Below are 25,715 nucleotides of genomic sequence, written 5' to 3' on the forward strand. Positions count from 1 at the left end.
GGCAGTATTGTCGCATAAACTGGCTGAAGCTGCTACATTTAAGCGCCTGTAAAAATATTTGAGCCAGAACGTGCTGTAATATCAGGTAAGGAAAAAGGGATAGAGGATAAAATATGGTAGAATTCAGACTGCTGCCAGAAGATGCTCATCATTGCCTATCACCTCAACGGAAAAACGGCTATTATTGTTGGTGGCACCACTTTATTTAAAGGAAAACCAGCATTGGAAACACAGAAATCGACGCTAGAAACAGAGACTGTAAACGAATTACCTGCACCGCAAGGGATTGGCATGGCCGTCGCTTTCGATTGGGGACTGGCCGTACAGATCGCATTCACGCCCATTTTTATGCTCTTGTTTCGTCCCTCGAGTATGCTAAACATAACCGGATTTACTCCAATCGGGAGCAATGTGTTCTTTGTCATTGTTGCGCTTGTTATTGCCTGCCTGCCGGCCCTTTTTGGCGAGATGATACGCAGTGGTCGCTATTGGGCACGTAATATACAACTTGTTGCCAATATTTTACTCTCGCTAGGTGGCCTGGTCGGACTCATTAACCTGTATCAAAGTATCAAAATTGGCAACTACTGGCCCCTGGTGACGGAGATCATCCTGCTTATCTTCTCCCCTTAATTGTCTGGCGCTTGAGTCGTCCAGCCACGGCGCAATGGTTTAAAACAGTCACTCCAGACAGGCGAGGCGCGTAAACGACATGGAGGCAGCTGGATATTTTTCATCATCCTGTGGGCTCTAGCCGGAGGCATCTTACAAACCTTCGCAGCCATGAGCCGCTAAAGTACGCGCAATACTTAAGCAATATGTAAAAGGGATAGAGAGCTATGATAAAAGAGTTGTCCGCAATGGATACCAGACAGAGACGGCAGGCCTATACACTATTCCTGCTGGGCATCATCTTTCTCCTGGGAGCGTGGTTGGTCCAGCCCAGCCCTGCTAAATATCCGGTCGGCGTCTTACTGCTTGGCGTCGGCATGCTCATCGCCGCCCTGATTAATCCAGGGCGCCTGGTGATCGCCAGTTGCCTGACTACAGCCATCGGGATAGCCGTCTATTTTACCTTCACAGGACAGCTTCCCGGTAACCTGGTCTTTCCTGTCTACATTCTTGCGCTGGGCATCGGTTTGCTGCCAATCGCCTTCGCCGCTCGTCGCGGCTACGTGGGGCGCGGAGCCCTCTCACCCGCCATCATCATAATGGGAGTCGGTATTATAGAAATACTCCTGGCAAAGCATCTAACCCCGGCAGGCTTTATCCCCTTTATGCTCTCGCTCTGGCTACCTGGACTTGGCCTGCTCATACTCGGTGTTATCTATTTTCTAACCAGCCTGCACTCTGAAAGCGGTAAAGCAGAAAGTAACCAGGGCTGATGAATACATATTACCGGGGAAAACGAGCTGCGGCCTACAACCAAACCTGGAAAACTTTTTCTGACAAGACACTGGCAGCGACCATCGCCACTATCGACCTCGAACGACTACAAGAAATACCCGCAATAAAAGAGAAACAACCAGAAATCCTGGATGTAGCCTGTGGCACAGGACTACTTTTACAGCAGCTCGCCCGACTGCTCCCACAGGCCGATTCGCATGGCATAGATCAAAGTCCGGACATGCTGATCCAGGCACAAAAACTCCTCGCAAACATGCCAAACATCCACCTGGCTCAGGGAACGCTCAAAGGCGATAGTATGGCTACTTTACCTTATCAGCCAGCTGCGTTCGACCTGATTACCTGCACTAACACCTTCCACTACCTGGATAACCCACAGGCAGTACTAGAAGGCTTAGCCACCCTGCTAGCCCCACACGGCCAACTGATACTAGAAGATTATGCACGCCGCCCATTTCCCTTTCCCTGGCGAACCTTTGAATGGTTCATCAAACGCATAGACCCACAACACAACAAGGCATACACCCTGCCAGAAGCTCAAAAAATTTGCGAAAAGGCCGGACTACACATACTGGCAGCCAGCACATTCTCGGCTGGCCTCGTCTGGCGCGGCTGGGTACTACGTGCGGAAATAGTGAGGGATAAGTAGATGCTTTTTCGAAATAGTGTTAATAGTAGTAGTAAAAATAATACTGCTGTGGTAAAGTTTATATAGATATCCTGAAAAATATGCAATAAATCACAACAAAACGTACTTAGGACGAATAAGGTGAGTGAATTGAAGCTGCTCTATTGTTGGTACTGTGGAGATATTGTACGCTTGTATCCAGAAAAACGCTATTGTAAATGTGGCAAATCCTGGGGTCACTACCTGGAAGATCATGCCACCACAGTCCAGACCTACCCAGCCTCTCATTAGGCCTCTCCAATCCAGACTTTCAGCTTGCCCTGGACACCTTTGTAGAAAAGCCCACCCATTTCTCTCCCGTTCTAGCTATTCGCAGTTGGATCAATCCTATATCAGAGCCCGACGTGAAATTTATCGAACCAGCCGAACCCACCAACGAAAACGAAGACAAAGAAGCTCCCATAGAACAGCCAACTCCAGATACCGTTACGCCCAAAGATACACCCTGACAACATCATATGGAGCAGAATAAGCTTAGCTGCTCCATATGTGCAAAAAACTGTTAAGGAAAAAGTCGAATACTATACTCATTCAATTCTTATGTGTAAAAAATTAGCAGAGAAAAGTTAGTGCGCTCCTCTTACCAGCTTCTCTCTTTGCCGGCTTCCAACCAGTCTGTCAAATGCTTGAGGTGGACGCTCCAGCCTTTGTTTCTGGAGTCGTAGTAGTGATCCCAATCCTCACCTTCGCCAATGCCAGAGTGGATGAGATGGAGCAGCGTGCCGTCGTTGCGCGGCTTCAATTCAAAGGTAATCGTGGTAGGGCTGGGCTCAAGTGCTTCCCAGGTATAGCTGAAGCGATGGAACGGTTCGAGAACGAGGACCTTGCCAAAATTAGACGTGCCTGTTCCCCACTCGAAGCTGATCATACCCCCAGGACGTAAATCGACCTCAGCATGCTTAAGGAACCAGCATTCAAGATATTCTTTCTCTGTCAGGGCCTGGAAAACGCGTTCAGGAGTAGCTTTAATGAACAGTTCTTTCTCAATCGAGCGGCTACGAAGATGTGTTTTATCCATAAGAAAAAGACAAATCCTTTCTAAGCGGTCGTTCTGGTCAGCGAACAAGCTCTGCCGTTAATCAAAAAAACACTGGAAGACCAGGCGTGCCTTTGCCAGTCTCCAGGAATGACTTCAGGCTGTCCAGAAAGTATTCCCAGTTCCCCCGTGTCTGTTCATATACCGCATCAACCTGGGCAAACCCATCATGAGTAAATACTATCTTTGTCCCATCCTGAATAGGGGTGATTTGCCAGGTAACGCTGGTCCCTGCCCATTGTGGAGGTCCTTTCCTGGAAAACCAGTGGACTTTCGCCCCCGCATCCAGCTCTGCAATCTCAAATTGCAGGATACCTGCCCCCCACCTGGTAAAGCGAAATTCAGCCAGAGAGCCCACTTCTGGTTTGACGGTCAGATCGTTGGTCCACCAGCGCGCTATGCCATCCTGCTGCGTCAGGGCATCGAAGACGCTTCCTGGTGTCGCTGCAATAGAACGTTCTATAACAATGGTTGGCATTGTTGTTCCTTTCCCCTTATTACCTATACTTAACCTATAGGTTAAGTATAGGTAATAAGGGGAACCGTGTCAAGGATATTCCTCTCTGAAGAACTTTAGAGTCTCAATCCAGCTGATGCTCAGAAATCGAGGTGGGAAGAGAGGACCTCTGCGAGTGCATCGAGCAGTGATGGCCAGCCTCCTCCAAACAGCGCACGCATCTCGGGGGTGTTCAGCCGCTCGTGGGTCAGCACGACTTCCGTCACTGGACCATGCTCAAGAAAATCCAGCGTGACGATGGTCTCCCTATCCTGAATGACGCCACCTGACCAGGTAAAGACTAATTTTGAGGGTTGAACAATGTGCAGATAGGTACCAGCCGTGTAGCTGCCGTCCTCTAAATCGAAACGGAACGAGCCGCCAACGCGCGCATCGAGCGAAGTAACGGTCACACCCATTCCTCTCGGTCTGAACCAGTGTCGTACAGCCTCTGGCTCAATCCAGGCGCGAAATACCCGCTGGCGTGAGGCCGCAAACGTGCGCCGCAGCACAAGGGAAGTAGTATCATGTGGTAATGGAGGTATCATCAGCATCTTGCTCCTCTTCGGGGATCGCTAGCAGTATAGCGGTACCGTTTGTCAAGACAAAAAACGGGCCCAAATAAGATAAAACTCAGCAACATGAGAATGAGTATTTTACGTTACGCTTATCAACGTTGCCGATAGATTTGAGCTGGCGTTTGATAGTCAAGTGACTGATGCAAACGCTGGTGATTATAAAATTCAAAGTACGCTTGTATTCCGTTCCTTACGTCCTTAACGTTTTGATACTCCCTGAGATAAATGTCTTCATATTTCAGAGAGCGCCAGAGCCGCTCCACAAAAATGTTGTCTAAGGCTCTTCCTCTCCCATCCCAGCTGATGCGAATATGATTGGCTTGCAATCGCTGCACAAACTCTGTGCTCGTAAATTGGACCCCCTGATCGCTATTGAAAATGGTTGGCGTCGCTTGGTTCAAAGCTCGCTCCAAGGCTTCCAGGCAAAAACTCGTATCTAAGGTGATGGAGAGTTCCCAGGAAAGCACGTAGCGGCTCCACCAATCCAGCACAGCGACCAGGTAGACAAACCCGCGTGCCAGGCGGATATAGGTGATATCCGTGCTCCACACTTGGTTCACAGTGGTGATCTCCACATTGCGCAGCAGGTAGGGAAATCGTTGCTCCACAGCTCCAGGCTGGCTCAGGCGCGGATGAGGATAGATCGTTTCTAAACCCATCGTGCGAAGCAGGCGACGGACCCGTTTGCGTTCGACTCCATAGCCTTGTTGGTTGAGCCAGTTTGTCATTTTTCGTGTGCCATAAAACGGCGTCCGCGTGTATTGCTCATCTAATAAGCGCATCAACATGAGATCTTCCTCACTGACTGCAACGGGTTGATAGTAGTAGCTCGAACGCGCAAGCCCCAGCAGTTCACACTGGCGTCCAATGGAAAGCTGCGGATCGTTAGGATCGATGAGTTGGCGCTTGTGCTCAACGGAGCTGGCCTGATTTTTTTTTCAACCAGTCCAGTTCCACTTTCAACTGACCGATTTGTTGATACAAGGGCGCTGTGAGGTCTTCCTCACTTTTTTCCTGGCCAGGACCGCGTGTCGAGAACACGGCAGGTAATCCGTCAAGCGCTTGTTTTTTCCATTGAGCAATTTGTGTTGGATGAACCCCATACTCAGCCGCTATTTCGTTGGCGGTTTTGTTGCCGCGAATGGCTTCGAGTGCTATTTTTGCTTTCAATTCTGCGCTGTATCGTTTGCGTGGTCCTGCCATAATCTTTCTCCTTTTGCACTCATTCTGATACAGCTATTTTATCTTATTTGCCTGTCCAGGATTCCGGTACCATCATACAGATAGATTTCCATAAAGACTAAGAAAGATAACGCAGAGGAAGCGAAGGGTGGGCCCAGCTGGATTCGAACCAGCGACCAATCAGTTATGAGGAGACTGGTCCCAAAAACGCAGGCCGCTTCCTTTAAAATGGCTCTAGAAGCCAATCTAGATGATCAAAATTTTTTTGTGCGCCAAATAGCTGATTGGTCTGTATTTTTTTAGCTAATTGGTCACTCTGGAGAACAGTATAACATAATACAATTTATATTAACAGCTCATGAGAACTTGGATTAGTATTAACAGATATAACTATTTTTGACCAGCAAATACAAATACTGATTACGTTTCAGTGATCTGTCGTAGCGTGTTCTCAATGGAAAATTGCAATACGTTACTATAATCTTGATCAGGTTGTAGTGGAAATAATTGTGACATTTCAAAAAATGGAAGTGTATAACCTACACGATCACAGAAATATTTTATAAGAACTTGCAGACGATCATTAATCGGCTGGTACTTGTCTCCAACTGGAATTGCACTGATAAGTGTTCGGACAATATAGTTAAGTACATCTTGATTTTGTTTGTAATTACCAATTTCCCACCAATAGTATTCTGTTTTTTGCCCTCTTTTAGGTTTTAGCCATTTAAAAGACGAGCCAACTTTATTAATTAATCCACTTCGTCTTTGCAAATCATCTTTTAAAGAATGCTCTTTAAATAAATCATCAACTTCAAATAGCGTTTGGGCAATGGTATTTAACCCTTTTACAAGGGTTTCATGCCATTGGAAATTTTTGTTCGTAGTCCGAACAAGATGTAAAGAGCAATTTTGTGTTATAGCACCGTTTAATAAAAGATATAAGCCCAAACAAACTAGCTGAGGGCTTATCGACCCACTTGAAGAAGATAGCCTTGGATGATGCAAATCAATCCAGGCAATTTTTTCATACTCTAGAATTTCAAACAACTTGTCTTTTGTTAAAATTTGTTGAAAATGTTGAAATGAGACATCTACTTGGTTGAAAATGGCTCCTCCATCAATGTTTTTCCATAAAGCTAGACCTAAAGGTGCAAGAACAAGTTTTTCACAAACGGCCCCATTAACGTCTATCTCTAAACTCCAAAATACCCCTATTTGAATTAATTCAGATAAAAGTCTCCTGAGTGTTTCTTCATTTATATGAGGATCAAATTTTTTAGCTATGATTAATAGATCATCCTTTGAAACGAGGCCTTGAGCAGTTGCTTTGTTTTTACGTTCTGAACCCCAGAATTGTTTGACATACCTAGCTAAATCAACGGGCATCTTTTTCTTGTCATAAAGAGGCTTAATTGTAAGAAAGGGACATGAACGCTCATAAGATAACCGAATCATTTCTACTACTAGATTAATTGAAAACATTACTTTATCACCTCAAAACTTACAGCAAAAGCTTCTGGGTCTTGATTAACGAAGATAGCAAATGCTAAATGCTCAAGAACAGCTAAGTCTTCGCAAACAGTGTCCTTAAAAGTCTCCGCATCGTTAAACTCATCTACAAGGAGTATTGTCCCTATATAACTCCCTGAAGATTTTGTAGCAAGCCCAAATACAGTCATTGCTGAGTCACCGCCACCTCCTGCCCATTCTCCCATTTGAAGATCAGGAACTACTTGTTCGCCTGTTAGGAAATCATAGTCATGTACCGGTATTTTTTTTTGCCCTGGAGCCCGATTTTTATACATCACGGGACAACGTTTACGAATAACACGGTTAAGTGTTTGGTGCACTTCTTTTCCATTTTTTCCTAGTTGTTCCTTAAGCTGTTCAAATTGCGCTGAGGTATATAATTTTGATTCTTCTTGTCCTCTTTCTCTTTTTCTTCTATATTCGTTGAGATAATTGCTAATGAGTAGCAAAATCTTCTGCAAATCTATTAATGCATCTATTTGTAGGCGGCCAGTATCGTTACGAGGAGAACTGCGTTTCATTTCTATGAGATGATTTCGTACTATTCGTTCTGTTTCTTCCTTTTCTGCTTTGCTGTTTTCTAGTAATTGGATTTTATTTGACCATTCTCTAATGAAATCTTGTAACTCCGAGAGATTTAATTGCCAGGGATCTGTAAAACCAACAGCTTCAGAAAGTTGCTCAACACGTTCCAACAAGTCTTTTTGATTGGGAAGTAGCAATTGAGTATACTGAACTCGGCGCTCTTTAAGTTCCAAAAGATTCTCTGAACCTAGAAGAGATTGTATTGTTTCTTTAATAATTTTTAGGTTATTAGTAAATTCTTTTAGTAGCCTTTCTTTATCTTTAATCCTCAGCTGAATTGTTTCCACTGAGGATTCTAATTTATGTACATCTTGCCCAGAAGATAATCCAGCAGCGTTGAATGCGCTATAGGCATTTTTAAGTTCGGGATTCAATCTTTGAATGTCCAAAGCTATTAGACGAGCTTCGGACCAGCTTTGTTCCAATTCAACTAATTTTATTCGATTGTCATCTAAGGTTTTTATTGGTATAACTAAGCCTTTGCTAAATTCCTTTGAAGCTTTTAAAATTCCATCTAATAGATTTATTACTTCATCATCAACTTGAGCATAAGAACAAAAGGCAAGTAACGCATCATAATTTTTAGCGGCTATTCCTGAAAGGACTTGAGCTGCATAACCGCTAAGTGCAGATAAATTTTTCAATTCATTTGCTATTTTGCTTTTAAGAGCATCTAAATCAAAAATAATTTTATTGAATAAAGGTTCTACTTGGGCTAAATCATCCTGCACTATCATCAAATCATTTTCTACATTGATAATATTTTTTTCTAGATTTTCTCTTTCTTTATCTTGATCACGTACCATTTCTTCTCGTTTTAAACAATGAAGCACTTCTGCTAGGTCAGGAGTTTGTATCTCTTCCAATTTACGATAGGTAGAAATTAGTTCTTGACTAGAAAGAATTAGTTGCTGAAAATTAGTAATTTCATTATTAAAACCATCGATTTCTTTTTGTAGCCCCGTTGAACGATTAGTAAGAATACTAATTTCTTGGGCTAAATCTTTCTCTGTTCGCCCATAAACTTGATCTCGAGGCAAATTTCTTAAAGAACTTAGTTTGATTGCAATTTTATTCGTTGCAATATATGAGCAGAAATTACCTAAATCTTTACTCTCTTCAATAGAGACTTGGCCTATAAAATCGCGACTTTTTCCGACAAATTGAACGTCGCAAATAAAAGCCATTAGACGTCTATATTCTTGCCAGTCTTCAGAAGAAGCTAAAGAAACAACTCTATTATCACAGTCAGGCAGGGCTTGGCCCTTTTCATCTTGTAGCAATATTGTTGCTTTACCTTCTGCTATAGAAATTGCAAGATCAAAACCAGTAGAGGTTAACCGCAAGTTGGCTTTTTGAGATCGAGCAAGCGATGGCACTACAATTCTACTTGCAGTATGAAAAACCTTATCATCTTTATCCAAAAACGGTCTTGTCTCATCCCAATTTATGCCTAATATAGTAGCTAAATATATAAGTGAGGTTGTCTTGTTTCTGTCACTTTGACCCGACAATTCAAAAACTCGTCCTAACTTTTTACTATCTAAAGATATGGGGTAATCTTTCTCAATATTAAGTTTTACAGTACAAGGTTTGCCTTTTATAAGTGTTGAAGCCCTGGTTAGTTGTTCATTTGACTCTAGAAGCTCTGAAATATTATCCGCAGTAACTCCTACTGACAATGCGATGGTTTCAACTAATGTCTTATACTCAGATCGTACTGGCCGAATAATTTCTTGTTGATCTGTATTATTCATTATGACCTCCTTATAATTCTTTCAACCAACCATCTGCCAGATCGAAGCTTTTGGCTAACTTATCCTTTTTAGCTCTCTCAATAGCCTTTTGTAAATCACTACGCGCTTCTTCAGATTTTGTAACTTCAACACAGTCCCAGCGCAATTTTACATCTTTAGCAGTTGATGCTAACCAATTTTGGTAGAGAGGCCATAATAGTTTGATTTCTGGCCAAATATCATCGCTGAAACTCATGAAATTGACTGGCCCGCTAGGGCCCACAAATGTATTTACTTCAGTGCGCACCATCATTTCATTAAAAAATGGTAGTGGCTCTAGCCAATATTGAAGTACCCGCTCGATATGCTCTGAGCTCACTGCTCTTTTAGCTAGAAAATATATTCTATCAATACCTGTAACGCCATAAGAAAAATCTCCTCTCAGAGACCATGGTTCAAAATTCCGCATCAAAACTATTGGCAATAAACATATAGACTGCTTTGCTGCACTCTGCATATACCAGGCACAAGCACGTCTTAAGAAGAACCAAGATCTCCTCCATTCTTGCCTTGTTTGCTCTGATAAAACTATATTGAATAGATCTATACCAAAATTTTCCCATCCTTGCATTTCACTTCGTGGCCACGGATGCTGATCACCAACTGTAAGCATGAGAAGACCTTGGTCAGCAATAACACTCAGTGCATCTTGAAAATAAGGTTTGCTTGTAGCCCAAGGATCAATATCTATGACATCGAAATTTATGCCTTGTTCATACACGATTTTTAATCCTTGAGTGCACGAAATGGCCTCCTCATTCACAAATACAAGTGACTCAGAATTTAAGGAGGCACTAGAAAACCTTTTTAAATAAAATTCTCGAGCATTACAAAAAAAACCACTTTTTTGAACTCGTTGGGAAAATACTTCATGTGAGTCATGATGATTTTCAAAGCCAAGTACATGACCATATTTATGGTAAATAAACGTTGCATCACCAATACCTTGATGTGTTTCAAGTATTGTAAGTGGTGGAACATGCAGATTTGTAAACTTTTGTACCGAGATATCACTGATAATGTGTTTGGCAAATGACCAAGCGTCCTCTTCTGATCTACCAGGACGGCTTACTTCAAACTTTTTTTGCTCTTGTATTCGCTTTTTTAACTTTTCATATGACTTTGTCCCTAAACCTAATATCATTTTGCACTGTATATGGCTAAGCCCTAAATTTCTTAATTCACCAATAACCTCTTCCAAGTTTGAAATTTGTTTGGCATAGTGTAAATAGTTGCTATCAATATCAAGGCTGTTGAGATTTTCAGTGCTTATTATAGAAGGAGTGCAATAAGATGCATTAAGTGTTTTAGCATACTGGCGGTACTGGGAAAATGAAATGTATTTTTCACATAAGAAATCATCTAATGAAATATCCGACAATTTAGAATAGTTTAAGCGGCTTCTTCTTAATATGAAATTACTTAATTCTTCCTTTAAATTTTTCTCACCCCAAACGTAATTTCCACTACCTAAAGACCATTCAATTCTTCGACGTAGTTTCGAATCCACATCTATGTGGAAATGCTTTAAAGCAAATACAACATCCTGGACTGCCAATTCAGCCATACTTGTTATCCTACCTGTATTTAGTAGCCAGAACATAAATCCAATAATTACAAACTTAAAACCAATCTATAACTTTAGGATTTGATATTGATACGCTTTATTCATTTGGTTATGTATACAATTTTTCACCTACTTTTATACATTGCATCAATTTGTCTATAGATAATTATCTATAGCTTTTGATATTATCACATCTATATTTTACATTTAACTTTTTAAACCTTCCTGACTAATAGTCACGTTGATTCCCCAGGGCATTTAATAAGGATAAGGTAAATAGGGGATCTCAAACAATGACAGTTTGATTAAAAACAGAACAAGACTAATTAGCAACACGATAATGTATAGCAATTGCTGAAATCTAAGCTTGGATAGCTTGAGAGACAAATTGCTATAAATCATAATAAAAACTGCATCATTCATGTATATAAATATAATCTTTAGGTTAAAAAATGTCAAGAAAATTTTTAAGTGTATTAAAATCTTTTTGATATTGGGGTTTATGTATAGAAATTAATCACTAATGATGTTATATTTTATCTATATTATTTTACGGTGTATTTCGATGATAAAGATATCTAGAAAGCTGAGCTTGCAAGTCATGCCAGTAAATTATTTAAGCCCATTGAGGTATCCCGGTGCAAAAAGGAAGATGGCTCATCATATCAAAGAGTTAATGCAAAATTATGGGTGGCTTGGGGGAACATTTGTCGAGCCTTGTTGTGGAGGTTCTTCAGTAAGTTTATATTTATTGGACCAGAAGATAGTATCATCCGCTATACTTGTTGATATAGATCCTTGGATAACGAGCTTTTGGCAAATGCTTTTTTTTCATACAGAACAATTAATAGAAGATATCAATAATATTGATGTCACCGTTGAAACTTGGGAGCGGCTAAGAAGGACGCCTCCACTAACTATCCGACAAGAGGCACTCTACTGTTTCTTCTTTAATCGTACATGCTATTCAGGTATATTGCACGGAGGAATTATAGGAGGAAAAACGCAGAGTTCTAAATACTATTAAGGACGGTGTATACTCGAGCCGGTGAAGAATTGACCGACCCCCAAGAAGGCGGTAGACTGAGGATATAAACACAACAATATTCTCAGGAGACCGACCATGCTTAGGAGTCAGACAGTGCTAACAATACACGATCTTTACACACAGGGGAAGAATGTACAGGAAATTGCTCAGGAGTTGGAGATCTCACGCACAACGGTACGCAAATACTTGAAACATCCCGAGGCGGTGATCCCGAAACCGCGTCCGGTGCGTCCCTCCAAGCTTGATCCATTTAAAGAACAGATCAAGAAGTGGGTCATGGAAGACCATTGCACCAATTGCGAGGTGATCTTCGAGCGGTTACAGAAGATGGGCTACACCGGCAGGATCAGTATCCTCAAGGAATACGTGCAGCCGCTGCGGGCTGCAGTGGCTGGCCACGCGCCCGTACAACGATACGAAACCAATCCAGGAGAGCAGGTTCAATTCGATTGGGGCGAGTTTGTATACGAGCATGAGGGTCAGATGCGTAAATTTTATGGATTTACGGCTATCCTTGGCTATTCACGCATGCGCTTTGTGACCTTTGTGAAGCGTTGCGACACACCCACGCTCATCCGCTGCTTAATGGAGGCATTTGAGTACTTTGGTGGCTTAACGAAGGTTGCGCTGACGGATCGCATGAAGAGCGTCCTCTTAGAAATGGAGGAGAACAAGCCGCGGTGGAATCCCCGCTTTGCCGATTTCATGGTTTCCATTGGAGTTGGCGCACGCGTCTGCAAGCCGTACACACCACAAACGAAGGGCAAAGTCGAGCGTACAGTCAGCCATGTCAAGAAGAGTTTATGGGGTGGGGTCACCTTTACCGATCTGGATGATCTCAATCGCCAGGCGCATGCGTGGTGCGAGCGTATCAACTCCCGTGTGCATCGCACGACCCATGCACGGCCCGTGGATCGCCTTGCCGAAGAGAAGCTGCTGCCCTTGCCCCAAGACTTTGCTTGGGAACGCTTCGCCACCGAAGAGCGCAAAGTCACCTGGGATGGCTACGTCTCCTACGATGGCGTGCTGTATGGGCTGCCAGGGACGCTGCAACTGGCAGGCAAACAGGTCCAGGTACGTGAGCGCAAGGGCTTGCTCACCGTCTGGTCGGCTGGCACTCAGGTGTTTGCTATCGAGAAGCGACCGCGCTCGCAAGAGAGCGTGCCGCACGCGGACCAGTGGAAGACCGTCGCCTCCGTCTCAGCTACCCGCCGTGCGCCCACGCCCTTAGGCCATTTGCAGCCTGCCCCGGACGTCGAAAGCCGTCCCCTCCAGGAGTATGATCAGTATTGTGGAGTCGTGACCATGCAGGAGGTGGTCGCATGAAGAAAGGAGTATACAAACAACTGAACTTAACGCACTTGGAAGCAGCACTGCCACACGTCCTAAATGCGGCCCGGCACGAGCAGTGGACCTATGAGATGTTGCTGGAACGAGCTCTGGCTGCGGAGTTAGATGGACGTGAGCAGAAGGCCATCGCTCGGCGGCTCAAAGCGGCGCGCATTCCTGGAAAAAAGACCTTGGATGGGTTCGATTTCTCCTTTCAGCCGACCCTTTCCGAACGGCGACTGCGGGAACTGGCGGATCTCTCGTTTGTGCGAACCTGTACCAATGTAGTCTTCCTCGGCCCTCCGGGGACAGGCAAAACACACTTGAGCTTGGCGTTGGCGGATCGAGCGCTCGCAGCAGGGCATTCCGTGTTGTTTACGACCCTGGCTGAGCTCGCACAGGCCCTGGAAAGTGCATCGCATCCTGGCCTCATGCGGCAGCGTCTGCGGCGCTATATCGCGCCCAGTCTGCTGGTCATCGACGAAGTCGGCTACACCAAGCTGTCACAGGAGCAGGCGCACCACTTCTTTGAGTTGGTGACGGCACGCTATGAGCATGGCTCGATCATCCTGACCTCCAACACGAGCTTTGCTCAATGGGGCGCTCTCCTGGGGGATGAAGTGCTTGCCACAGCACTGCTCGACAGGCTGCTTCACCATGCTGAGGTTATCCCCATTAATGGGCGCAGTTATCGCATGAAGGAGCGTCAGACCGAGCGTACGAGCCTCTCAGCCTCACCGGAAGTGGCTCTCAGCGCCACCGGCGGCAAATCTACCGGCGTTCGGTAAGCGGCGTTTGTGCGCCGGCGTTGGGATCACTTGATTCTGGCGCAGTTTGGTCGGCATTTGTTCGCCGGCGCTCATGGAATGTTGTTCTTTGGAGTTCGTTTCACTAGGGCGGCCAATTCTCAATCGGCTCGTGATTACACCGGCCTTGACAATACAAAATAGACTGCCGTTTTAATAAAAAAGAGTTAACTCATCGTATAAGATGCACCGCAGAAAAGTTCTCAGAAAAAATTGTAGCTATCTACACTGCATCAGTATTTGATGTTATTGATCAAGCAAAGCTAGAACCTAACAATAACTATATTTATTACATTGATCCTCCTTATGTTTCTAAAGGGCAAACTTTATACCCACATAATTTTAAAAGAGAGGAGCATTTAAGGCTGAAGAACTGTTTACAAGACTTTCAAGTGCCATGGATATTAAGCTACCATGATCATCAACTTATTAGAAAGATGTATCTATTTGATCCTATTCTTCAACATATTTCCTTAGATGTAATGTGGGTGGCTGATAGGGCCAAAACAGGAAAAGAACTCCTAATAAGCAATCTTGCAAATTTTGCTCGAGAGGAAAATAACTATGCAGATGAAACCCGCATTGCTCACTTGAATAGTGTAAGCAATGAAATGGATTTGCATGTGCTTTTATCCAAAACACCACAAGAAATGCCGTTAGTTTGTCAAGAATGAGTAAATAAATATGAGCGAACAATCTGCAATTGAATGGACTAATGCTACTTGGAATCCTATAACTGGTTGTACTCAAGTCAGTCCAGGTTGTGATCATTGTTATGCATTGACTTTTGCGGAGCGTTTCAGAGGTGTTCCTAAACACCCCTATGAACAAGGATTCGATTTAAAACTATGGCCAGATAGGTTGGAGCTGCCACTCAAATGGCGAAAACCTAAAATGATATTTGTAAATTCAATGTCAGATCTTTTTCATCAGAATGTACCTGATGAATATATTTTTCAAATATTTGAAACTATGCAAAAGGCTGATTGGCATACATTTCAGATACTGACAAAACGCAGTGCTCGTTTAGCCAAAATGGCTTCAGCACTTCCTTGGCAAAAAAATATTTGGGTGGGCGTGTCAGTTGAGACGAATAGATATGCGTGGCGTATAGACCACCTTAGAAAAGTGCCTGCACAGGTCCGTTTTATAAGTGCAGAGCCACTTCTTGAAGCACTTCCTCAGTTAAACCTAGATGGCATTCATTGGTTAATAGCAGGAGGAGAAAGCGGTCATAAATACCGACCTTGTGAAATAGAATGGCTAAGAGACTTGCGCGATCAGTGCATTTTAGCTCGAGTAGCGTTTTTCTTTAAGCAATGGGGAGGAACCACTCCAAAGGCTAAGGGAAGAATATTAGATGGTCAAACGTGGGATGAGTTTCCTGATGTACCTTTTACTCATCCTCAAGGTGAGCATCGGAAGTTATAGAAGATAAAAATGATATTACAACATCTATCTTTTGAAGGTAAAAATTAATTATATGGATTTAGAACTAAGTAGCTTGGTTTTTGATTTTGCGCAAGGTATTATGCTTGCCGATAAGAAGCGTCCCCACAAAATGCCATATTCACCTGGTATAGGACCACATACTGAAACAGAGACAATAAACCTTGTTATTGGTGAACTCGTTGCGCTATATCCAGATAGATACGAAAACTATTCTATTCAAGTTCCTTACGCAGAAACTAGACAGAAGTGTGATATTTGCCTAGGTAAAGCTGATAACTGGGAATGGATTATTGAAGTAAAAATGGTCAGGTTTTTTGGTGATAATGGTAAGCCTGCAGATACAATTATTACTCATCTACTTTCTCCTTACTACACAGATCATAGTGCTTTGAGTGATTGTGAAAAGCTTACTCAATCGTCTTTTTTAGGCAATAAAGCAATTTTAATTTATGGCTATGACTATGATAAGAGATCCCTAGACCCTGCAATAGATGCTTTTGAAGTGCTTGCTAAAGAAAAAGTTATCTTGGGGGATAGAATTACAAGTACCTTTGAAGGACTTATTCATCCTGTCCATAAACGGGGACGAGTTTTTGCATGGGAAGTTGTCCGAAAAAGCATATGCGAGGCTTAAAAGATTGGCATTCATTGCCGTTTTTGCAAGCGTTGAAAGGACCAAATTGATATTACCCGGCCAGAGATACGCCACTGACCAGACCGGACGACCATCATAGCTTCAAGCAGTGCTTGTCGCCTCCGTTGTCTATATTCATTCACATCTTTCGAAAACGGTTCAGCTTCATAGAGCGACCAGCGTGGTCGAGTCGGTGGTTCGTCTTGTGATTGCTCGGCTTCAGCAAACTCATCAAAGGGTGCGTCTGACGGCTGCTCTTCCTCTCGTGAGAGACTAGGCTCTTCAGTGTCTGCAGGCGTTGGTTTTGCTGGTGTCGTATCCCGTTCAAGTTGGTCGGGATCATCCAGTTGTGAGAAGAGACGGAAGCGCAATTCTTCAACGGACGCCGGGAAGAAGTGCCGAGAGTAGCGAATACGGCGAGCACTACTCGTGACCTGGTCGACCTGGATACGCGTGTGCTCTATCGGCTTGCCCTCGTCATCACGCACGACTTCAAAGGCATGCTCAGAGACCTGCCGCAGCTGTGCCTCAGTGACTTCACGCCGTCGTTCTTTTGTTCCTTTTTCACCGCGAGCTATATGTTTGGTCAGGTACTTCGTAACGTAGCCAATGGCCCGAGCATTTTTGACACGATCAACCCAGGCAAACTCATTTTTGCCATGAGTCGCCGATGACCAGGCTGCATCAAGCATCTCTTTCGGGAGATAATCAGTGCCCTTGATCAGAATATGCCAGTGAAACCCGCTCTCTTCAAAATTCTCATGGCGTTCAAGCACGGCGAAGTATTCAATGGGAAAGGCAGGCCGGGCACCAATCCGACCTTTGCCGCGACCTTTGGAGCCACGCCGCAGAAACTGTACCCAGGTCGTCAGGGCACGAGCAGCTTCTTCGACGGTGTTGCCCGCCCGTGAAAGGACCACATGCAGTTCTGGCTCAGCTGCAGCAATCAACTGCCGCCACTGATCCGTCTTCCGCGGTCCACAGTAGAGGCAGCTCCAACGGTCACAGCGTGCACGTATTACTTCCCCTGTTTCCTGATTGATAAAGCGATGACGCAACGCCCAGGAGTCAGGGCAAAAGTAGAGTGTTTCTGTTCCCGCCTGCTCAGCAAGATCGGCCTGCTCCGAGATGGGAGCAAGCCGAATCCCTTCGATGGACGTAGGAAGGGGATCAACATAATTCGTTAATACGAGATCATCAATACACATACGTTCTACAGCCTTCCGCTTTCCTGGGAGAATAAACAAAGACAATGTTTTGCGTCATAAGAGGCACCTTATCTGCAGGAACCATCATAGAAACCGGGATTAATGGTGCGGAACCATTCAAGGTCACTCTCCGCTATTTCGGTGTATCCGTCGCCATCATAGCTCCAGATCACCGCATACTCTTCGCCGCCGATGAGAGCAGTGCCCCACTGCTCATCATCGTCATTCCACTGGACGTGTTCCGCGTCAACCCAGATTGAGCCCTCGACATGGACCCGGCGTACATCACTCATGCGTTGCATCCTTTCCAACACCACATACGCGGCTTATTTCTGCCGTCGTAGGCCCGCATCAAACGCTTCAATGACCACTTTGGCCGTTTCAAGAGCAACCACCAGGCCATAGCGATGGTAGAGATCAATCACCTGCTTTTCCACGAACCAGGGAACCTGTGTATGTGAAAAACAGAGCTTGAGTGTCTGCAGGGAGACCCGGTTTTGTTCTTGCTTATCAGCCTCGTTATTGGCAAGGTGAGCAACTTCCGCGTTGTGAATAATAGAAATGTCATCGTTCATGTGTGTCTTCCTTTCCGGTATCATCGTGTGTGATACCCATCAGCGTTTATACTTGTGTGATTTATCCTTATTAGGGTCAAGTAAAGACCCTCCGCTTTGCGCATGTTGGGGGCCCCTGCCCCCACCGCGCAAAGCTCCGGGAGGACGAGGCCGGGCGGCACGTGGGCCGAGCGACCAGGGGCGAGGGAATCGGGCGGCGAGCGTGGGCTAGAGATGAGGTGTCGCACCTGGCCAGCCTGCCAGCCGATAGGTAGCCCCATCAGCAAGAGACGCTTCAATTCTGAACCCGATCTACCCGTTCCAGGGCACCCGATGCCAGTTGACCCGCTGGGGTACACACATACAGTTCGATGTAGTTAATGTCAGGCTGCAGGATAAATACCTGTTGTGCCAGGCGGCGCGCAGCTACAATATCTTTCGAGGTTGCCGTACCATTGCGCAGCTGACCATCAGCGTTATACATCAGCAGGGCATGTTTGCTCTCATGAGGACCTGATCCACTCATGCAAGCCTCCCTTCTTGTAACCGTATCCAGGCCTCTTGCACTGAAAGCCCATAGTATTCACAGAAAAAATCAAAGAGGTTCCCAGCTCGCCGCCAAGTGTAACAGTACCAATGGGGATCACGGCCCCCAAAGACCTGAAAGCTTGGACGACGATCGCCGCGCCGATGATGACCCTGAAAGGGACAGGAGCCCAGACCGCGATGATCCAGGGCCACATAGTGACCAATGACCTGTCGAATGTCTTGTGATTGGCACCAGGCGCGAATAGCACCATGGCCAGGCGGCACGAACACCGTCTCAACTGGAATTTTCACTTGCTCAGGAAGCACAGGTTGCAGACGGATATGATCAGGAACATCCACCCGTGAGAGGGATTGCGCCACCCACTGAAAACAGGCCTGCTGTGTGGAGCCGACCGGCACCAGTTGACTTATCGCAGGATCAATGCTCAGGAACGGATACCAGCGCCCGGTCTGGCGATGAATACCCAGGGGTAGCCGGATTAGCGAGCCCGGACCACTGAGTAATTGATCCTGTTTGGGATAGAGTTCACACCCCAACTGCAGCGCATAGGGTAAGAGCCAGGCGCGCACTTGGTCTGCAGGAGTTGGCTTAGCCAGGTGCACCCAGAGATGACCAGCGCGCCGACTCATCTCTAGCAGTGTCTGTACACTTTCGCGATGTTCCAATTCCGCGGCCAGGTGTGCCAGCCGGACCAGACCGCCAGGCTGATCATCATCAAAAACCGCGAAACGGCAGGTGTTATCGGCGGTTAAAAGGTACGTGCCAAGAGTGATGTGACCCGTAAGATGCGCAGCCAGGTGCTGGAGCGAGAGCGGCTCATGCATGCGGCGATAGGAACCATCAGATTGTTGCACCGCGTAGGAGTCCCAGCAATGCACAAACACCGAAGCATACAGCGCAGCCAGGTCAGTTAGTTCGGTTGGATGCATCATGCACTCCTTCCACACACCGCTGATAAATGCGCTCAACCACCACTTTGCGATGACAGCGCGCATAGTCTTTGCAGGCACAGAGCACGAGCAGATGATACCCCTGCAGCAGAAGTGACGCCGCCCAGGGCACCACGGCATCAGGATCAGCCAGTTCGATGGGACGACGGGGATACTGATAATTCACGTTGCCAAAGCGTAGCTCATGGATATAGCGCTCACCCCAGCGCGTTTCCAAGGCCCGTCTATTCCAGGCTGGGAACCACCGCGACCGAGCCCGCAGCCGTACGTCTAGTAACAACGCCTGTGGATAGGAATGCATCAGCGAGAGCACCAGGTCCTCACTGCCAGGCGCAGCATACCCAATCGGGTAGAGAAACGTCCCGGCAGGGGTTGCAAGGACATCAGACATAGAGAAACCTCCTTCACTCAAAAGAAGGGATACCCTTTGCTTCACTGCATCAGGCATCCCACCGCGTCAGGATTGTGGATGTGATCGATGATAGTGCTTCCATTGATCCGCTGTGGTAAATTGCACCTCGTAACCTTGCTCCAGCGCTTCACGGACTAATGCCGATTCTTGCCGATTGCGCCGTTTCCCAGATGGATCAATGCGAACAACTTCAGGAGGCACTACCGCTGATAGGGACCCCCCGGCCCAGGCATGGCCATCGTTTGTTGTTCCGCTTGTGGCATTCCCTGTGACCGGTTCAGACCGAAAAAAGGGGCTTGTCCCTGTTGCCCACTCATTGGTGGCATCATGCTCGGGTAGGCACTCTGTGGCTGTGAACTGGTGCCTGGCAGAGGACCGCGATACCCATGAGTAGGTGCAAGTGGATTGATGGCCGTCCCAACACCAGGAGTCCCATTGAAGGATGCAGCAGTTGAGACAGGAGCCTGTTTGGCTTTCTTATCAGCTTTGGGAGCAGGAGCAGGTTTTTCACCGGTCTTTTCCCGATCCAGGTCCATATCAAACCAGGCCAGCGCGATCGTGAAAAAGGGAACAATGGGCAGGAGCAGATAGCAGAGAAAGGTGAGAAAACCATGCATCCCACCTTGAAAAGCTGCAAGCCAGTCAATATGGCTGATACTGACCGCCGCTTGCGCAAAACAGGCCCCAACCTCGACGAGTTCAAACACCGCTACAATCAGCACCACCACGCCCAATGGCTCTTTGCGCTGCAGGCGATGAGACAGGCCACGGCTGATGATAAAGCCCAGGCCCGCAAATCCTACAGCCATCAGTAAGGTCACAATCCACTGATATTGATCCAGCCAGTTAAGCGCAGAGGAGAAAAACCACCAGATTGCATGTGCTGTCACAACCGAAAACACCAGAGAGAAAAAGCGCACTGCCCAATGTTCGACTTTCCGAACCCAACTACCCCCACGCGCTTTGGTGGGGGCGAAGGTTTGGACGTGCGCCTGCATAGGTAATTGCATCGACGACCTCCTTTAGAGACAGCTAGACTGTTTGCCCAGCGCCCTGGACAGAGACAACAGGAAAGGTAACAAATCCTTTGGCACGTGGTTTGCCAACGACGAGCATAATGCGTTGACCCTCAAGTGCCTTTGCCGCAGCTTCAACTTGTGCCGCGATCTGATCCCGCTCAGCTTCTGGAGCTTTTAATTTGCGCGCTTGACGAAGATTTTCCAGACCAAAGCCCTCATTGAAAGAACATTGATGGGTATCGCTAGTATCCAGGTCCGTGACCGTCATCTGCAGAATATAGCCAGGGTCAGGAGCACCAGTCTTTGGATCAAATGCCGAAAATTTCTTAACTTCAACTTTGGTTACTTGAGCATCGATTCTCATGGAATCACTCTCCTTTTCTTTGTGTGGTTCAACAGAAGTTTTGAATAGAGCATGACTGGTTGCATACACATTCCAGTCGCAAGCAGGTGAGTAATAATCGCCTGCTTAGTTTCATCATTGGCATATCCAATGATCACATGAGGCTGTTTCTGTGTTTTGGGCTGTCCGCACTAATGGGCGAAGACAGGCATAGGCGTTACACACATATGCTGCAGGTACTCCAGATCGGTTTGCAGATCGGCATAGACATCATTGGCTAATTGCTCCAGACATCCCTCCAAGGTTTTCCCACGGACGCCAGTTGGCTGTGCATGGATGATCCCGGCCTGTGAGGTATAGGGATTGATCCAAACTACGATATCTACCTCATCAACAGCAGCCATGGGTGTTTGAGTCGTCCACTCCTTAATCAGGGAGTAATACCAGACGATGCGATCAGGATTGTCGACCTGAAACATGTAGCAGGCCGCTTGAACATTGGAAAGATTGATAATCATCAGAGACTCCTCTCATGTGTTGTAAAAGCACAAGAATAAAGAACTGAAGAGAACCTTGACAGTCAGAGGAGCCAATGAGACAATGCCCATTGAGAACCTCGCAACGCCGAACGAACGCTGTTAGTGTTCTCTCAGCTGGCCACCATCGCTACATGTTGGCCAGCAACCACAACATACAGTTAAACCAGGCGCTCAGGTGAATACGTGAGTCCTGCTACCGTCTTGTTAACTGCAAAGAACCAGGTCATACGGTTCTGCAGGTGTGCAAGCGTAGCACATACCATTTCCGCATACATAACCTCATGGTGATCCATCACCTGTTGAATGGCGAACAACGACGTAAGCGCCTCAACTTCTTCACTAATGTCAGGAACTACGTTCACCGCATCCTCTGAGAACCAGATGTGAATGCAAAAGCGTTTTGCATGGAGCCCTACCACGCTGCATTCCCTTCTTGTTGAGAGGCCAGATAGCTACTGGTGTCCTTTGCCACTTCCCAGCCACAGGTAGAGCAAAGCGCAACGACATGTTCAGCAGCTTGTTGCTGCAGCCCCTTTAGGAAGTGAAATTGTTCCCGAGCATCCTGCTCAAGATGCCGTAAATGGGTATGTGGCCAATCTGGATTAGCGGTGAACAACTCCACAACTTTAACCCAACAGTTTGCCGCAGTCCCCAGAACCGAGACGAGCATATCCAACCAGCTCACCACTTTGTGGGCATTTCCAGCATCACTGAGCAGCTTTTCATACTGATCAAAAGCGAATGCTTCGTACCACAGCGCCAGAAATGCCGTAGATGCAAGGTCCAGCTCGAGCGATGAATAGGAATGTCCTGCAGCCCAGGCCCACATCTGGATACGCTGCGTGGAAACACGCTCCATTTCGAAAGACTGACCTTGTTCATGCAATACATGTGCCATAAGGAAACCCTCCAGAGTAACATTGGTCATTTCACGAAAGCATCAACGGCACGCTCATCCTTGATCCGGTACGTGTTGAATGGTACTATCCTTGAGTGTTCGACCATAAAACCAGATCGGACCGCGTTCAATCCCGCGAAGGTGATAGACGCGATAGACAAGAGAACCGTCAAGAGCCCTGGCGGCTGCATGTTCGACCTGTGTATATCCATAGGTATGCATCAGCTGAACAATGGCTGAGTAGGCATTATCTGCCTCCAGGTATCCAACCTGGTCAGGAAACAGCGAAGACCAGCGCCGCCAAAGCGCAACATCAAATCGGAGCACCAGCTACGCGACTCCATGAAGAAAATTCATCAGATAAACGAACCCGCCAGTCGTCGCTAGCAGCAAGAGCAAGACAATCGCCACCACGAGAAACAACACTTCTTTTTTACCCATAACAACCTCTGACTTTCCGCGAGAGAGAACCTCGCAACGCCGAACGAAAACTATTTAAGTTCAACACCAAATCGCTAAACACACTGCTTACTTACCCGCCGCTACCCGGGAGAAGCCGTTTCACCAGGAACAACTCAACATCGCAAGAAATGTGCATACCTCCTTACATCAGGAATTACACACAAATTGAAGCCAACGACAAAAATCAGAAACGCTAACTTGAGGAGCATTTTCCTCGATATAAGGATGAGAAATTTGAACTTGTTTAGCTGATCTTTTATCAAAAGCCCCATACAGAAACTGCAATACAGCCTCGACATCTGCTTTTGACATACCAGCTGGCAAACTATTGCCCAAAACCGACTTAAGCTTCTTGGATGTCACCATACTCCTTTCATCAGAGTGGATAGAATAAAGCAATATAGACTGTGCCCTGCTCAGGAAGCCAGTAACTAAGATGACCTAATATTCGCTTCAGCCCGAATTGCTATTTCTACCTTTCTGCTATTGCCTTACATCCAAGCAGATGGTATACTCGGATTGAGATAAACATGCTCTAAGAAATTCCGAATAATAGCGGACGCGCTACCTTCACCACCAGCGATCCGCTCATCTGCAACTTGTACCCTAATTATCGTGTATCCGTAGGCATGAATCTACGGCAAATTCCGCACAGACACGACATTTGTAGGAGGTAATGCATCATGGGCATTGAGTCATTAGATGCAACACATCAGGGACAAGTAATAGCACAGTATCGCAAAGCTAAAAAATGGTCTCAACTAGACCTCGCTGAAGCACTACAAATTGACGTGCGAACTGTGCAACGAATGGAGCAACAGAGCATGATTAAAAGCACAGAGAGGCGCAAACTTCTAGTTGGACTCCTTGGTATACCTGCAATTCTTCTAGATGTGAAGAATGAGACACCCCAAATCAATCAGGCAGAGATAGCCTTGAATGAAGATCGCATGGCCTTTTTAGAAGATCAAATGACTACACGCTGGGACATGTATCATACCGGGGGAACATTGAGAGCCGCACGAGGGCTAGACTTGTGGATTAAAGAAATCAGTGCTTTTACTAGATCCACACAAGGAACATCCTGGCATGTGAGAGCCATGACGCTGCTTACAATGAGTTACCAGCTCCAGAGTTGTCTCGCAAGAGACATGATGGATTATAAGTTAGCGCACCAGGCCTACAAAAACGCTTACCAGGTCGCCAGGGAAATAAATGATCCAGAACTGATCGGTTCAGCGCTTGCGCGCCAGGGTGTAACCTTCATCCAGCAAGATAGGCCGGAAGATGCAATAAAGTTTCTTACCGGAGCACTTAATGTCATCAACAATCAGGGTTTACCAAACTTAAGGGGATACACACTACAAGCACTCTCTGAAGCATATGCGAAGGCACAAATGCCTCAAGAAAGTTGGAGGTATATTGGGCTAGCAGAGCGTATATTAGAGAGGAAAGATCAATATATAGAAGTGAACGGGAGCCGCTTTAGTTTGTCATCAGTTACAGCCCAAAAAGGCATAGATGCAGTCTTATTGCGAGACTATGAACGCGCTATAACGTTAATAGATAGAGGGCTAGTAACGTATGATCCTACAATTATTCGTGGCCGTGCGAGATTATTAGCTCAAAAGGCTGAAGCATATTGTGGCCTGGGTTTAATTGATATCTGTGTCGCTCATGCGGAGGAGTCATTAATGCTGGCCAGGTCAGTAGGATCAAATAAGACAATAACACGGATAAAGCAGCTCTACTCTTACCTTACTCAATCAAAATGGAGAAAGGAACTTAGCATAGCCCACTTAGGAGCAATGCTTTCCAACTAGGAATATGCAGACAAACAAAGTCAAATTTCTTTTGATCGGCATCAGTACGTTTGTTCTGATGCCGTTTATTGCATGGACTGTACTCTTTCTCAAAGGCAAACAATTCGCTCTACGAGATCGGCTCAAGAATGCTGATGCGATTGTTGTCCTGGCAGGAACCCGCGGGAAGATCAAATTTCTTGATGGTAAAATCCAGACAGCTGCTCATCTTTATTGTAAAGGGTGGGCACCATATTTGATTGCTTCTGGAAAATTTAGCTTCAAAATAACCGACACCCCCTCATTGATCCCAATTGAAGACCTGGAGAAGGCAGTTAAAGAAGGGCGTATTGGCCAGAAGGATGCTACAGTAGCAGCTAAATCCTGGGACACAGGGCTAGGAGCAACATACATCCGTGACCAGGCCATTAAATTAGGAGTGCCAGGCGCGGCGATCTTAATGGAAGCAGAGTCCTTACATACCCGTGAAAACGCAGAATATGTCCTGGAGATTCTCAAAAAGCACAATATGCAGAGAATAATACTGGTGACATCACCATTCCACCAGTTAAGAACCTATCTCACTTTTGCAAAAGTATTTCAGCCCTATAACATTGAGATTATTAACTACTATGCAGACTCAGATGAATGGAGCCCGGCGACCTGGTTTCTTAATAAAGAACATCGTAAGCTGATAAAAAGCGAGCGAGAAAGAATCGAGAAATACAGAGCGAAAGGCGATCTACTATAACAAAATCTGGCCAGAGGAAATATCTCTCTGACCAGATTTAATTTCTTTTGATCGGTAGCATTGATGGTCATTGTCATTGCAGCAGAGATG

Annotated in this window: 32 protein-coding genes and 1 tRNA gene; 12 read left to right on the plus strand and 21 right to left on the minus strand. The window is 45.8% G+C overall.

What is annotated here, in order from left to right; translation table 11 throughout:
* Positions 1-141 precede the first annotated feature (141 nt).
* From EL645_RS03550 to EL645_RS03565, 4 genes are all read left to right on the plus strand, one after another.
* On the plus strand, positions 142-633 hold the full coding sequence (locus tag EL645_RS03550; protein WP_126548749.1) for a hypothetical protein: 492 nt from the start codon (positions 142-144) through the stop codon (positions 631-633).
* Between the two features lie 227 nt (positions 634-860).
* Complete coding sequence (locus tag EL645_RS03555) at positions 861-1,385, plus strand: hypothetical protein (RefSeq protein ID WP_126548750.1); 525 nt, start codon at positions 861-863, stop codon at positions 1,383-1,385.
* Complete coding sequence (locus EL645_RS03560; protein WP_126548751.1) at positions 1,385-2,056, plus strand: class I SAM-dependent methyltransferase; 672 nt, start codon at positions 1,385-1,387, stop codon at positions 2,054-2,056. The genes EL645_RS03555 and EL645_RS03560 overlap by 1 nt, the downstream gene beginning before the upstream one ends.
* Positions 2,057-2,253: 197 nt before the next feature.
* Complete coding sequence (locus tag EL645_RS03565; protein ID WP_126548752.1) at positions 2,254-2,544, plus strand: hypothetical protein; 291 nt, start codon at positions 2,254-2,256, stop codon at positions 2,542-2,544.
* A 131-nt stretch (positions 2,545-2,675) separates the two neighbouring features.
* Here EL645_RS03565 and EL645_RS03570 read toward each other — a convergent pair whose 3' ends face one another.
* The 8 genes from EL645_RS03570 to EL645_RS03600 all read right to left on the minus strand — a co-directional run bounded on the left by EL645_RS03570 (position 2,676) and on the right by EL645_RS03600 (position 10,868).
* On the minus strand, positions 2,676-3,113 hold the full coding sequence (locus tag EL645_RS03570; RefSeq protein WP_126548753.1) for an SRPBCC family protein: 438 nt from the start codon (positions 3,111-3,113) through the stop codon (positions 2,676-2,678).
* A 61-nt stretch (positions 3,114-3,174) separates the two neighbouring features.
* On the minus strand, positions 3,175-3,609 hold the full coding sequence (locus tag EL645_RS03575; protein WP_126548754.1) for an SRPBCC domain-containing protein: 435 nt from the start codon (positions 3,607-3,609) through the stop codon (positions 3,175-3,177).
* Between the two features lie 119 nt (positions 3,610-3,728).
* Positions 3,729-4,175, minus strand: coding sequence for an SRPBCC family protein (locus EL645_RS03580; protein ID WP_161977077.1), 447 nt, complete (start codon positions 4,173-4,175; stop codon positions 3,729-3,731).
* A gap of 122 nt (positions 4,176-4,297) precedes the next feature.
* Positions 4,298-5,408, minus strand: a protein-coding gene (locus EL645_RS03585; RefSeq protein WP_371865631.1) for an IS3 family transposase whose coding sequence is annotated in 2 segments (ribosomal slippage) — positions 4,298-5,128 and positions 5,130-5,408 — 1,110 coding nt in all. Because the reading frame shifts where the segments join, the coding sequence is not laid out codon by codon here.
* Positions 5,409-5,536: 128 nt separating this feature from the next.
* Positions 5,537-5,603, minus strand: a tRNA-Ile gene (locus EL645_RS39020).
* A 204-nt stretch (positions 5,604-5,807) separates the two neighbouring features.
* A complete protein-coding gene (locus EL645_RS03590; protein WP_126548757.1) occupies positions 5,808-6,872 on the minus strand; it encodes a hypothetical protein in 1,065 nt (354 codons plus the stop codon).
* Complete coding sequence (locus tag EL645_RS03595; protein ID WP_126548758.1) at positions 6,872-9,262, minus strand: Rad50 family protein; 2,391 nt, start codon at positions 9,260-9,262, stop codon at positions 6,872-6,874. The genes EL645_RS03590 and EL645_RS03595 overlap by 1 nt, the downstream gene beginning before the upstream one ends.
* Positions 9,263-9,272: 10 nt before the next feature.
* Positions 9,273-10,868 carry a hypothetical protein gene (locus EL645_RS03600; protein ID WP_161977078.1) on the minus strand — a complete coding sequence of 532 codons (1,596 nt, stop codon included), beginning with the start codon at positions 10,866-10,868 and terminating at the stop codon, positions 9,273-9,275.
* 601 nt (positions 10,869-11,469) lie between these two features.
* On the opposite strand from EL645_RS03600, the gene EL645_RS45240 reads away from it, so the two are divergent.
* The 6 genes from EL645_RS45240 (at position 11,470) to EL645_RS03630 (ending at position 16,137) form a co-directional block, all read left to right on the plus strand.
* Complete coding sequence (locus EL645_RS45240; RefSeq protein ID WP_371865717.1) at positions 11,470-11,895, plus strand: DNA adenine methylase; 426 nt, start codon at positions 11,470-11,472, stop codon at positions 11,893-11,895.
* A 96-nt stretch (positions 11,896-11,991) separates the two neighbouring features.
* Positions 11,992-13,242, plus strand: coding sequence for an IS21 family transposase (gene istA, locus EL645_RS03610; protein ID WP_126548761.1), 1,251 nt, complete (start codon positions 11,992-11,994; stop codon positions 13,240-13,242).
* Entirely contained in the window at positions 13,239-14,033 is a 795-nt protein-coding gene (gene istB, locus EL645_RS03615; protein WP_126548762.1) for an IS21-like element helper ATPase IstB, read from the plus strand. The genes istA and istB overlap by 4 nt, the downstream gene beginning before the upstream one ends.
* Before the next feature lie 239 nt (positions 14,034-14,272).
* A complete protein-coding gene (locus tag EL645_RS43870; protein ID WP_503827025.1) occupies positions 14,273-14,725 on the plus strand; it encodes a DNA adenine methylase in 453 nt (150 codons plus the stop codon).
* A 10-nt stretch (positions 14,726-14,735) separates the two neighbouring features.
* Positions 14,736-15,482: a DUF5131 family protein gene (locus EL645_RS03625; RefSeq protein ID WP_126548764.1), complete on the plus strand. Its 747-nt coding sequence runs from the start codon at positions 14,736-14,738 to the stop codon at positions 15,480-15,482.
* A gap of 52 nt (positions 15,483-15,534) precedes the next feature.
* On the plus strand, positions 15,535-16,137 hold the full coding sequence (locus EL645_RS03630) for a hypothetical protein (protein ID WP_126548765.1): 603 nt from the start codon (positions 15,535-15,537) through the stop codon (positions 16,135-16,137).
* An 11-nt stretch (positions 16,138-16,148) separates the two neighbouring features.
* Here EL645_RS03630 and EL645_RS03635 read toward each other — a convergent pair whose 3' ends face one another.
* From EL645_RS03635 to EL645_RS03690, 13 genes are all read right to left on the minus strand, one after another.
* A complete protein-coding gene (locus EL645_RS03635; protein ID WP_126548766.1) occupies positions 16,149-17,345 on the minus strand; it encodes a rolling circle replication-associated protein in 1,197 nt (398 codons plus the stop codon).
* A gap of 68 nt (positions 17,346-17,413) precedes the next feature.
* On the minus strand, positions 17,414-17,638 hold the full coding sequence (locus tag EL645_RS03640) for a hypothetical protein (protein WP_126548767.1): 225 nt from the start codon (positions 17,636-17,638) through the stop codon (positions 17,414-17,416).
* A 33-nt stretch (positions 17,639-17,671) separates the two neighbouring features.
* Positions 17,672-17,920, minus strand: a complete 249-nt coding sequence (locus tag EL645_RS03645; RefSeq protein ID WP_126548768.1) for a hypothetical protein — start codon at positions 17,918-17,920, stop codon at positions 17,672-17,674.
* A gap of 274 nt (positions 17,921-18,194) precedes the next feature.
* Positions 18,195-18,425, minus strand: a complete 231-nt coding sequence (locus EL645_RS03650) for a hypothetical protein (protein WP_126548769.1) — start codon at positions 18,423-18,425, stop codon at positions 18,195-18,197.
* On the minus strand, positions 18,422-19,381 hold the full coding sequence (locus tag EL645_RS03655) for a TOTE conflict system archaeo-eukaryotic primase domain-containing protein (RefSeq protein WP_161977080.1): 960 nt from the start codon (positions 19,379-19,381) through the stop codon (positions 18,422-18,424). Before EL645_RS03655 ends, EL645_RS03650 begins: the two co-directional genes overlap by 4 nt.
* Positions 19,356-19,790 carry a DUF488 family protein gene (locus tag EL645_RS39025; protein WP_161977081.1) on the minus strand — a complete coding sequence of 145 codons (435 nt, stop codon included), beginning with the start codon at positions 19,788-19,790 and terminating at the stop codon, positions 19,356-19,358. The genes EL645_RS03655 and EL645_RS39025 overlap by 26 nt, the downstream gene beginning before the upstream one ends.
* A 221-nt stretch (positions 19,791-20,011) precedes the next feature.
* Positions 20,012-20,821: a hypothetical protein gene (locus EL645_RS03660; RefSeq protein ID WP_126548771.1), complete on the minus strand. Its 810-nt coding sequence runs from the start codon at positions 20,819-20,821 to the stop codon at positions 20,012-20,014.
* A 22-nt stretch (positions 20,822-20,843) separates the two neighbouring features.
* A complete protein-coding gene (locus EL645_RS03665) occupies positions 20,844-21,194 on the minus strand; it encodes a hypothetical protein (RefSeq protein ID WP_126548772.1) in 351 nt (116 codons plus the stop codon).
* Positions 21,195-21,364: 170 nt separating this feature from the next.
* A complete protein-coding gene (locus EL645_RS03670) occupies positions 21,365-21,691 on the minus strand; it encodes a hypothetical protein (RefSeq protein WP_126548773.1) in 327 nt (108 codons plus the stop codon).
* 179 nt (positions 21,692-21,870) lie between these two features.
* Positions 21,871-22,074 (minus strand): hypothetical protein, encoded by a 204-nt coding sequence (locus tag EL645_RS03675; protein ID WP_126548774.1) that lies wholly within the window; start codon positions 22,072-22,074, stop codon positions 21,871-21,873.
* 50 nt (positions 22,075-22,124) lie between these two features.
* Positions 22,125-22,610 (minus strand): hypothetical protein, encoded by a 486-nt coding sequence (locus tag EL645_RS03680; protein WP_126548775.1) that lies wholly within the window; start codon positions 22,608-22,610, stop codon positions 22,125-22,127.
* A 54-nt stretch (positions 22,611-22,664) separates the two neighbouring features.
* Positions 22,665-22,937, minus strand: a complete 273-nt coding sequence (locus EL645_RS03685; RefSeq protein WP_126548776.1) for a hypothetical protein — start codon at positions 22,935-22,937, stop codon at positions 22,665-22,667.
* Between the two features lie 282 nt (positions 22,938-23,219).
* Entirely contained in the window at positions 23,220-23,438 is a 219-nt protein-coding gene (locus tag EL645_RS03690; RefSeq protein ID WP_126548777.1) for a hypothetical protein, read from the minus strand.
* A gap of 317 nt (positions 23,439-23,755) precedes the next feature.
* Between EL645_RS03690 and EL645_RS03695 the strand changes: the two genes are divergently transcribed.
* Together EL645_RS03695 and EL645_RS03700 are read left to right on the plus strand one after the other, a co-directional pair.
* The gene (locus tag EL645_RS03695; RefSeq protein ID WP_126548778.1) at positions 23,756-24,895 is read left to right on the plus strand and encodes a helix-turn-helix domain-containing protein; all 1,140 of its coding nucleotides are present in this window, start codon (positions 23,756-23,758) and stop codon (positions 24,893-24,895) included.
* 4 nt (positions 24,896-24,899) lie between these two features.
* The gene (locus tag EL645_RS03700) at positions 24,900-25,625 is read left to right on the plus strand and encodes a YdcF family protein (RefSeq protein WP_126548779.1); all 726 of its coding nucleotides are present in this window, start codon (positions 24,900-24,902) and stop codon (positions 25,623-25,625) included.
* Positions 25,626-25,715 lie beyond the last annotated feature (90 nt).

The organism is Dictyobacter kobayashii, from assembly GCF_003967555.1.
Classification (GTDB): Bacteria; Chloroflexota; Ktedonobacteria; order Ktedonobacterales; family Ktedonobacteraceae; genus Dictyobacter; species Dictyobacter kobayashii.

Coding starts and splice junctions, on each gene's coding strand:
- EL645_RS03550 (WP_126548749.1), top strand. CDS start 142: ATGCTCATCATTGCCTATCACCTCAACGGAAAAACGGCTATTATTGTT.
- EL645_RS03555 (WP_126548750.1), top strand. CDS start 861: ATGGATACCAGACAGAGACGGCAGGCCTATACACTATTCCTGCTGGGC.
- EL645_RS03560 (WP_126548751.1), top strand. CDS start 1,385: ATGAATACATATTACCGGGGAAAACGAGCTGCGGCCTACAACCAAACC.
- EL645_RS03565 (WP_126548752.1), top strand. CDS start 2,254: ATGTGGCAAATCCTGGGGTCACTACCTGGAAGATCATGCCACCACAGT.
- EL645_RS03570 (WP_126548753.1), bottom strand. CDS start 3,113: ATGGATAAAACACATCTTCGTAGCCGCTCGATTGAGAAAGAACTGTTC.
- EL645_RS03575 (WP_126548754.1), bottom strand. CDS start 3,609: ATGCCAACCATTGTTATAGAACGTTCTATTGCAGCGACACCAGGAAGC.
- EL645_RS03580 (WP_161977077.1), bottom strand. CDS start 4,175: ATGATACCTCCATTACCACATGATACTACTTCCCTTGTGCTGCGGCGC.
- EL645_RS03590 (WP_126548757.1), bottom strand. CDS start 6,872: ATGTTTTCAATTAATCTAGTAGTAGAAATGATTCGGTTATCTTATGAG.
- EL645_RS03595 (WP_126548758.1), bottom strand. CDS start 9,262: ATGAATAATACAGATCAACAAGAAATTATTCGGCCAGTACGATCTGAG.
- EL645_RS03600 (WP_161977078.1), bottom strand. CDS start 10,868: ATGGCTGAATTGGCAGTCCAGGATGTTGTATTTGCTTTAAAGCATTTC.
- EL645_RS45240 (WP_371865717.1), top strand. CDS start 11,470: ATGCCAGTAAATTATTTAAGCCCATTGAGGTATCCCGGTGCAAAAAGG.
- istA (WP_126548761.1), top strand. CDS start 11,992: ATGCTTAGGAGTCAGACAGTGCTAACAATACACGATCTTTACACACAG.
- istB (WP_126548762.1), top strand. CDS start 13,239: ATGAAGAAAGGAGTATACAAACAACTGAACTTAACGCACTTGGAAGCA.
- EL645_RS03625 (WP_126548764.1), top strand. CDS start 14,736: ATGAGCGAACAATCTGCAATTGAATGGACTAATGCTACTTGGAATCCT.
- EL645_RS03630 (WP_126548765.1), top strand. CDS start 15,535: ATGGATTTAGAACTAAGTAGCTTGGTTTTTGATTTTGCGCAAGGTATT.
- EL645_RS03635 (WP_126548766.1), bottom strand. CDS start 17,345: ATGTGTATTGATGATCTCGTATTAACGAATTATGTTGATCCCCTTCCT.
- EL645_RS03640 (WP_126548767.1), bottom strand. CDS start 17,638: ATGAGTGATGTACGCCGGGTCCATGTCGAGGGCTCAATCTGGGTTGAC.
- EL645_RS03645 (WP_126548768.1), bottom strand. CDS start 17,920: ATGAACGATGACATTTCTATTATTCACAACGCGGAAGTTGCTCACCTT.
- EL645_RS03650 (WP_126548769.1), bottom strand. CDS start 18,425: ATGAGTGGATCAGGTCCTCATGAGAGCAAACATGCCCTGCTGATGTAT.
- EL645_RS03655 (WP_161977080.1), bottom strand. CDS start 19,381: ATGATGCATCCAACCGAACTAACTGACCTGGCTGCGCTGTATGCTTCG.
- EL645_RS39025 (WP_161977081.1), bottom strand. CDS start 19,790: ATGTCTGATGTCCTTGCAACCCCTGCCGGGACGTTTCTCTACCCGATT.
- EL645_RS03660 (WP_126548771.1), bottom strand. CDS start 20,821: ATGCAATTACCTATGCAGGCGCACGTCCAAACCTTCGCCCCCACCAAA.
- EL645_RS03665 (WP_126548772.1), bottom strand. CDS start 21,194: ATGAGAATCGATGCTCAAGTAACCAAAGTTGAAGTTAAGAAATTTTCG.
- EL645_RS03670 (WP_126548773.1), bottom strand. CDS start 21,691: ATGATTATCAATCTTTCCAATGTTCAAGCGGCCTGCTACATGTTTCAG.
- EL645_RS03680 (WP_126548775.1), bottom strand. CDS start 22,610: ATGGCACATGTATTGCATGAACAAGGTCAGTCTTTCGAAATGGAGCGT.
- EL645_RS03690 (WP_126548777.1), bottom strand. CDS start 23,438: ATGGTGACATCCAAGAAGCTTAAGTCGGTTTTGGGCAATAGTTTGCCA.
- EL645_RS03695 (WP_126548778.1), top strand. CDS start 23,756: ATGGGCATTGAGTCATTAGATGCAACACATCAGGGACAAGTAATAGCA.
- EL645_RS03700 (WP_126548779.1), top strand. CDS start 24,900: ATGCAGACAAACAAAGTCAAATTTCTTTTGATCGGCATCAGTACGTTT.